This window comes from Actinophytocola sp. (assembly GCF_050699915.1).
In the GTDB taxonomy this organism is placed as follows: Bacteria; Actinomycetota; Actinomycetes; order Mycobacteriales; family Pseudonocardiaceae; genus Actinophytocola.
This window is the reverse complement of the sequence record NZ_JBOHGA010000274.1, coordinates 1-7,151: the sequence shown is the minus strand read 5'-3', so window position 1 is coordinate 7,151 and position 7,151 is coordinate 1. Positions and strand designations below refer to the sequence as shown.

7 protein-coding genes and 2 pseudogenes are annotated in these 7,151 nt (G+C 71.5%); 8 read left to right on the top strand and 1 reads right to left on the bottom strand.

The window, feature by feature from the left end; translation table 11 throughout:
* The 3 genes and pseudogenes from ACRDSK_RS29955 to ACRDSK_RS29945 all read left to right on the top strand — a co-directional run.
* Positions 1-221, top strand: a pseudogene (locus ACRDSK_RS29955) (D-inositol-3-phosphate glycosyltransferase); the annotation flags it as partial.
* Entirely contained in the window at positions 218-712 is a 495-nt protein-coding gene (locus ACRDSK_RS29950) for a YbjN domain-containing protein (RefSeq protein WP_431444715.1), read from the top strand. The pseudogene ACRDSK_RS29955 and the gene ACRDSK_RS29950, both read left to right, overlap by 4 nt.
* A gap of 415 nt (positions 713-1,127) precedes the next feature.
* Entirely contained in the window at positions 1,128-1,901 is a 774-nt protein-coding gene (locus tag ACRDSK_RS29945) for a phosphoglyceromutase (protein ID WP_431444714.1), read from the top strand.
* Positions 1,902-1,923: 22 nt separating this feature from the next.
* On the opposite strand, the gene ACRDSK_RS29940 is transcribed toward ACRDSK_RS29945, so the two are convergent.
* Complete coding sequence (locus ACRDSK_RS29940) at positions 1,924-2,589, bottom strand: DNA-binding response regulator (protein ID WP_431444713.1); 666 nt, start codon at positions 2,587-2,589, stop codon at positions 1,924-1,926.
* A 95-nt stretch (positions 2,590-2,684) separates the two neighbouring features.
* Between ACRDSK_RS29940 and ACRDSK_RS29935 the strand changes: the two genes are divergently transcribed.
* From ACRDSK_RS29935 to ACRDSK_RS29915, 5 genes and pseudogenes are all read left to right on the top strand, one after another.
* Positions 2,685-3,593, top strand: coding sequence for an oxidoreductase (locus tag ACRDSK_RS29935; protein WP_431444712.1), 909 nt, complete (start codon positions 2,685-2,687; stop codon positions 3,591-3,593).
* A gap of 107 nt (positions 3,594-3,700) precedes the next feature.
* Complete coding sequence (locus tag ACRDSK_RS29930; protein ID WP_431444711.1) at positions 3,701-4,846, top strand: sensor histidine kinase; 1,146 nt, start codon at positions 3,701-3,703, stop codon at positions 4,844-4,846.
* Positions 4,843-5,529, top strand: a complete 687-nt coding sequence (locus tag ACRDSK_RS29925; RefSeq protein WP_431444710.1) for a response regulator — start codon at positions 4,843-4,845, stop codon at positions 5,527-5,529. Before ACRDSK_RS29930 ends, ACRDSK_RS29925 begins: the two co-directional genes overlap by 4 nt.
* 40 nt (positions 5,530-5,569) lie before the next feature.
* Positions 5,570-6,508: a hypothetical protein gene (locus tag ACRDSK_RS29920; protein WP_431444709.1), complete on the top strand. Its 939-nt coding sequence runs from the start codon at positions 5,570-5,572 to the stop codon at positions 6,506-6,508.
* A gap of 178 nt (positions 6,509-6,686) precedes the next feature.
* Positions 6,687-7,151 (top strand): annotated as a pseudogene (locus ACRDSK_RS29915) (hypothetical protein); the annotation flags it as partial.

Here is a 7,151-nt window from a genome sequence, read left to right as displayed (position 1 = left end):
CGTCTGGCCTGCTCGTCCGTGGCCACGAGCCGGCCGCCTGGGCCGACGCCCTCGCCCGCGTCGCGCTCGATCCCGTGCTGCGCGCCCGGTTCGCGGCGAACGCCGTGGCGCACGCGAGCCGGTTCTCCTGGAACCGCACGACCGACGAGCTGGTGGCAGGCTATGTCGAGGCCGCGGGCGCGTTCCGGCGCGCGGTCTTCGACACGGGGGTGGCGGTGTGACGGATCTCGACGCGGTGATCTCCGCCGCGCTCGACGAGCGTGAGCTGACCTACGACCACCGCTCGCCCGGCCGGTTCTTCGTGACGCTGCCCGGGACCAAGAAGCTGCAGACGAACTGCTGGCTGCAGGTGGGCGAGCACGCACTGGTCGTCGAGGCCTTCGTGTGCCGCAAGCCAGACGAGGCGCACGAGGCGGTCTACCGGTTCCTGTTGCAGCGCAACGCGAAGCTGTACGGCGTGCACTACACGATCGACCACGTCGGCGACATCTACCTGGTGGGCCGAACGAGCCCGGCGTCGGTAACCGCAGACGAACTGGACCGAGTACTGGGCCAGGTAGTGGAAGCAGCGGACGGCGACTTCAACACGCTGCTGGAGATCGGCTTCGCATCGTCGATCCGCCGTGAGTACGACTGGCGAGTCTCACGAGGCGAGTCACTCGCCAACCTCAAGGCCTTCGAGCACCTTCTGACGCCTGGTGAGCGGGAGTGATGGAGTAGCGCGGGAACCGACTGACCCTGAGCAGGGTCGCGGGGCGGCCTGAGCGAGGGGGGAGTCGCGATCTCAGGCCGCCCCACGTGGGTTCCCGCCGCGTCGGAGCCCTGAGGCGGGGGGCACCCTGGGTTTCCGGGCGGGCGCGGCTCGGCAGGGGAGACGAGCCGCACTGCTGCCTTCGCGGACCAGGGAGTGCGTGGGAGCTGATCCGGTCAGGCGCCTGTCAACCTGTCAGAAGTCAGCCGGTTACACAAGGCCACAAGTTACCAAGTCGTAGGATCTATCACGTTCCGTAGGTAACGATTGGGTGACGAAGGCAACTGAAAAGTCAACTACATGTATCTGCGGGCGCCCCTCGTCCCACGAACGGGTGGTGGGGCGCGAACGCCGCATCATCTGGCACGCTTCCGGTATGGCTGGATCGATGCACCCGAACGGCTCAACAATCGGGACCCTGATTCTGCTCCGCCACGGCGAGAGCACGTGGAACGCGGAGAACCTGTTCACCGGCTGGGTCGACGTCGGCCTGTCGGAGAAGGGTGAGGCCGAGGCCCGTCGCGGCGGCGAGCTCCTCCTCGACCACGACCTGCTGCCCGATGTCGTGCACACCTCCCTGCTGCGCCGGGCGATCGCCACGGCGAACATCGCGCTCGACGTCGCCGAACGGCACTGGATCGAGGTGCGCCGGGACTGGCGGCTCAACGAGCGGCACTACGGCGCGCTGCAGGGCAAGAACAAGAAGCAGACTCTCCAGGAGTACGGCGAGGAGCAGTTCATGCTCTGGCGCCGGTCCTACGCGACGCCGCCGCCGCCGATCGAGCCGGGCAGCGAGTTCAGCCAGGACCGGGACGTCCGGTACGTGGGGAACGCGGGCCAGCAGGTGCTGACCGAGTGCCTCAAGGACGTGGTGAACCGGTTCCTCCCGTACTGGGAGTCGGCGATCGTGCCGGACCTGCGAGCGGGGCGGACCGTGCTGGTGGCCGCGCACGGCAACTCGCTGCGCGCCCTGGTCAAGTACCTGGACCGCGTCTCCGACGACGCCATCGCCGGGCTCAACATCCCGACCGGCATCCCGCTGCGCTACGACCTGTCCGAAGACCTGCAGCCGCTGAACCCGGGCGGGGAGTACCTGGACCCGCTGGCCGCCGAGCGCGCCGCCGCGGCGGTGGCCAAGCAGGGCCGGTAGCTCAGAGCGGCTCAGACGGGGCTCAGACGAGGCCCAGCTCGCGGGCGCGGACGCCGGCCTGGAAGCGGGACCGCGCGCCGAGTGCGGCCATCAGCTCGGCCACCCGGCGCCGGTAGGTCCGCACGCCGAGGCCGAGCGTCCGGGCCGCCGACTCGTCCTTGCCGCCCGCGGCGAGCAGCTCCAGCACCCGGGGCGCCAGCGAGCGAAGCTCGGTGAGCTCGGCGTCGTAGGCTGCCAGCGAGCCGGAGTTGCGCCAAGCGACCTCGAACAGCGACGCGACGCCCTGCACCACCTCGGCCCGCGCGATCACGCTGTAGGACCGCGCCCCGTCCGACAGGTCGCCGGCGAGGATCACCACCCGGCGGTCGAGGATGATCGTCTCGTTGACCTCGTCCTGCGTGATCCGGATGTCCGCGCCCGCGTCCCGCAGCGTCGCGAGGTGCTGCGCGGTCGACGGGTTGAGCAGCACCCCGGGTCGGTACAGCTTGCGCACCCGCGCGCCCGCCTGGCGGTGTTCGGCCACGCCCTGCGCGATCTCCTGCGCGATCTCCGGCCGAGGCCGGGTCGCCGCCCAGGTGCTGAGGTCGTTGGCGGCACACGCGATGTCGGTGGCCCCGGCGAACAGGTGCGCGGTCCGCGCGAACAGCTCCTCCTCGCCGCGCACGATCGCGACCTGGGCCGTCTCCATGCCCCAAGCATGCCCGCGCGGCAACGCCGTCGCGAGGATCGGCAAGAAGTTGCCATCGCGAGCGGCGGAAACGGGTCGGACGGGAGAGTGGCGGCATGACCACAGAGACCATCACCACGCAGGTGCGGGCGGACGCCTCGGGGACCTGGCGACTCGGCGACCGCACCGTCAACCGCCTCGGGTACGGGGCCATGCGGATCATGAGCAAGTCGAATGGCGAGCCAAGCGACCGCGACACCGCGCTCGCCGTGCTGCGTCGCGCGGTCGAGCTCGGCGTCAACCACGTCGACACCGCCGCGTTCTACTTCTCCGAGCTCCGCTCGGCCAACGAGCTGATCAACTCCGCGCTCGCGCCGTACCCGGACGACCTCGTGATCACCACGAAGGTCGGGCCCGGCCGCGACCCGTCGGGCGAGTGGCTGGGGCCCGCCCGGCCCGAGCAGCTGCGCGGGCAGGTCGAGGAGAACCTGCGCCAGCTCGGCCGCGACCACCTCGACGTCGTGAACCTGCGCATCGGCGCGGCGCTCGAGCGCGGCGACGGCTCGCTCGCCGACCGGTTCGGCGCGCTCGCCGAGCTCCGCGACGCCGGCCTGATCCGCCACCTCGGCATCTCCAACGTGTCCGCCGAGCATCTGAGGGAGGCCCTGGAGATCGCCCCGGTGGTGTGCGTGCAGAACCAGTACGGGCTCACCGCGCGTCGCGAGGACGATGCACTGATCGAGCTGTGCGCCGAGCACGGCGTGGCCTTCGTGCCGTTCTTCGCCATCGCCAGCGGCGCGCAGGCGGCCGCCGCCGACGCCGCCGTCGACACCGCCGTCGACGAGGTCGCGCGGGACCACGGGGCGACTCCCGCGCAGGTCCGGCTGGCCTGGACGCTGCACAGGGGTCCGAACGTGCTGGCCATCCCCGGCACCGGCAGCCTCGACCACCTCGCGGAGAACGTCGCCGCCGGCGCGCTGCGGCTCACCGACGACGACCTGGCCCGCTTGGACACGAACGGGTGAACACGGGTCGACGCCGGCAAGAACAACTTCCGGATAGATGTCACGACCGTCACTCCGAGCCGCGTCGGGCTGGTCCATCCCGCACCTGACCTGCTTACGATTCGGTCGTGACCGACTTGGTCTGGATCGTCCCGGCGTTGCTCGTCGGTCTCGGCGTAGGCTTCTGGGTCGGCCGGGCGCGCCGCCGGCCGGCGGACCCGACGCCGGCCGGCCCGAGCATCTCGATCCTGCTCCAGCGGCTCATGCAGTCCTCGCACAGCGCGATCGTGATCCTCAACGAGTTCGGCGACGTGGTGCAGCACAACCCGCGCGCGATCGAGCTCGGCGTGGTGCACAACCGGCGGGTGGACGACCGGACGAAGAAGGCCGCCGAGCTGGTCAAGGAGACCGGCGAGCCGGTGGAGATCGAGCTCCTGCCGGTCCAACGCGGCGTCCAGTTCGGCCGCGGCCCGGAGGCGGTGCGCGGCGAGATCCGCCCGCTGGGCGACAACTTCATGGTCGTCGACGCGGCCGACGAGTCCGACGCGGTCCGCCTCGAGGCCACCCGGCGTGACTTCGTCGCCAACGTCAGCCACGAGCTGAAGACCCCGGTCGGCGCGATGGCGCTGCTCGCCGAGGCCGTCCTCGACGCCGCCGACGACGTCACCGCGGTGCGCCGGTTCACCGGCAAGATCCTCCACGAGGCCACCCGGCTCGGCACGCTGGTGACCGAGCTGATCGCGCTGTCCCGGCTGCAGGGCGCCGAGCGGCTGCCGCAGCTGAACGCGGTCGAGGTCGACGCCGTGGTCCGCGACGCGCTCAGCCGCGCCCAGCTCGCCCAGGAGACCACCGGGATCGACATCGCCATCGACCCGGACAGCTGCCTGCTCGTCGAGGGCGACCGGACGCTGCTCGTCACCGCGCTCGCGAACCTGTTGGAGAACGCGGTCGCCTACTCACCGCCCGGGAGCCCGGTGTCGATCAGCCGGCGGCAGGTCGGCAAGTTCGTGGAGATCGCGGTGACCGACCGCGGCATCGGGATCCCCGAGGACGAACAGCAGCGAGTCTTCGAACGGTTCTACCGGTTGGACAAGGCCCGCTCGCGGGCCACCGGCGGCACCGGGCTCGGGCTCGCGATCGTCAAGCATGTCGCGGCCAACCACGGCGGCGAGGTCAAGCTGTGGAGCCGGCCGGGCACCGGCTCCACGTTCACGCTGCGCATCCCCGCCCACAACGCTTCCAGCAACGGCTCCAACAACGGAGGGCTGCCGTGACAAGGGTGCTCATCGTCGAGGACGAGGAGTCCTTCGCCGACCCGCTCGCTTTCCTGCTGCGCAAGGAGGGTTTCACCGCCGCGGTCGCGAACACCGGCCAGCAGGCGCTCGAGGAGTTCGACCGCAACGGGGCCGACATCGTGCTGCTCGACCTGATGCTGCCCGGCATGAGCGGCACCGACGTGTGCAAGGCGCTGCGCCAGCGCTCCACGGTCCCGGTGATCATGGTGACGGCGCGGGACAGCGAGATCGACAAGGTCGTCGGGCTGGAGATCGGCGCCGACGACTACGTGACCAAGCCCTACTCCGCCCGCGAGCTGATCGCCCGGGTGCGCGCGGTGCTGCGCCGCGGCGGCGAGACCGGCGACGGCGAGCTGCTGCCGCAGGTGCTGGCCGCCGGCCCGGTGCGGATGGACGTCGAGCGGCACGTGGTGACCGTGGACGGCGGCGAGGTCCCGCTGCCGCTCAAGGAGTTCGACCTGCTCGAGTACCTGCTGCGCAACGTCGGCCGGGTGCTCACCCGCGGCCAGCTGATCGACCGGGTGTGGGGCGCGGACTACGTCGGCGACACCAAGACGCTGGACGTGCACGTCAAGCGGCTGCGCTCGAAGATCGAGCCGGATCCGGCGTCGCCTCGACACCTGGTCACGGTGCGTGGGCTGGGGTACAAGTTCGAGTCGTGAGGGACTTCCCGATTCGCGACCGACCGGTAACCTGCCCCCCGTGCGCCTAGGGGTGTTAGACGTCGGTTCCAACACCGTCCATCTGCTCGTCGTGGATGCGCATCGGGGCGCGCACCCGATGCCGGCGCGCTCCGAGAAGTCCGTGCTGCGCCTCGCCGAGCGGATCACCGCGGACGGCAAGCTCGCCGCCGAGGGCGCCGACGACCTCGTCTTCACCGTCGCCGAGGCGAAGAGGTCGGCCGCGAAGCTGGGTTGCGAGGACCTGCTGGCGTTCGCGACCTCCGCGGTCCGCGACGCGCACAACGCCCCCGAGGTGCTGACCCGCGTCCTCGACGAGACCGGGGTCGACCTGAGGGTGCTGACCGGTACCGAGGAGGCCCGGCTCACGTTCCTCGCCGCCCGCCGCTGGTACGGCTGGTCGGCCGGCAAGCTGCTCGTGCTCGACATCGGCGGCGGCTCGCTCGAGCTCGCGATGGGCGTGGACGAGGAGCCGGACTTCGCGCGGTCGGTGCCGCTGGGCGCCGGGCGGCTCACCCGGGAGCGGTTCAGCAGCGACCCGCCCAGCCGCGAGGAGCTGGCCCAGACCGTCGACTGGCTCGCCGACGAGCTCGCGCCGATCGCGAAGAAGGTGGCCAAACAGGGCGAACCGGACCGCGTGGTGGCGACCTCGAAGACGTTCCGTTCGCTCGCCCGCCTGGGCGGAGCCGCCCCGTCCTCGGCCGGCCCACGGGTCCGCCGGGTGCTGACCGAGCCGGGGTTGCGCCAGCTCATCGCGTTCATCTCGCGGATGTCCGCGGCCGACCTGGCCGAGCTCGAGGGCGTCAGCGCGAGCCGGGCGCACCAGCTGGTCGCGGGCGCGCTCGTGGCGCGTGCCACGATGCGTGCGCTGTCCCGGCCGGAGGTCGAGATCTGCCCCTGGGCGCTGCGGGAAGGACTCATCCTGCGACGCCTGGACCAGGCCGACGGTGAGGATTCCTGATGCTTGGCGAATGCCACACCGCGGCAGCATTCATAATGTTGAGAGTCAACTCGGCGGCTCGCGTCCGCGGGCCGCGTAAGAAGCGCACCGGCGCTGGACGATTCGGCCGATGCCGGGCACGGTGGAGTCAATGAGTCACGAAGGCGGACCTGAGCCAACTCAGCGCACAGTCGCTGAGTTGCTCGCCAAGTACGGCGCGGAGACCGGGGAACGGGCACCGCGCCGTCGTAGGCGTCGCGCCGACGACATGGAGGACACGGGCGCGCAGGCGATCATCGACCGGGTCAACGCCGAGAGCGGCGAGATGCCGATCATCCGCGACGACATGCCGCCGCCGTCCCGCACCTCGCACCGCCACCGCTCCGACGCCAGCGGCTACAACCGCCCCGTCGAGCCGCCGCCGAGGCGCCGCCAGCAGCCGCCCGCGCCGCCGCGCCAGCAGCCCTCGCAACAACTGCCGCAGCCGCAGCGTCCGCAGCCGAGCCAGCAGCGGCCGGTGCCGCCCGTCCCGCCCCCCGGCAACCAGTCCGGCCAGTACCCCAGACCGTCCGGTCCGCCGTCGAGCCCGCAGCAGCTCCCGGGCGGGCCGCCCACCCAGGCCATGCCCCCGACGGGACCGCCGTCCGGGCCCCAGCAGCTGCCC

Excerpts from the sequence above, each read along its gene's own strand:
- ACRDSK_RS29935 (WP_431444712.1), top strand. The coding sequence starts at position 2,685 with ATGACCACAGAGACCATCACCACGCAGGTGCGGGCGGACGCCTCGGGG.
- ACRDSK_RS29940 (WP_431444713.1), bottom strand. The coding sequence starts at position 2,589 with ATGGAGACGGCCCAGGTCGCGATCGTGCGCGGCGAGGAGGAGCTGTTC.
- ACRDSK_RS29945 (WP_431444714.1), top strand. The coding sequence starts at position 1,128 with ATGGCTGGATCGATGCACCCGAACGGCTCAACAATCGGGACCCTGATT.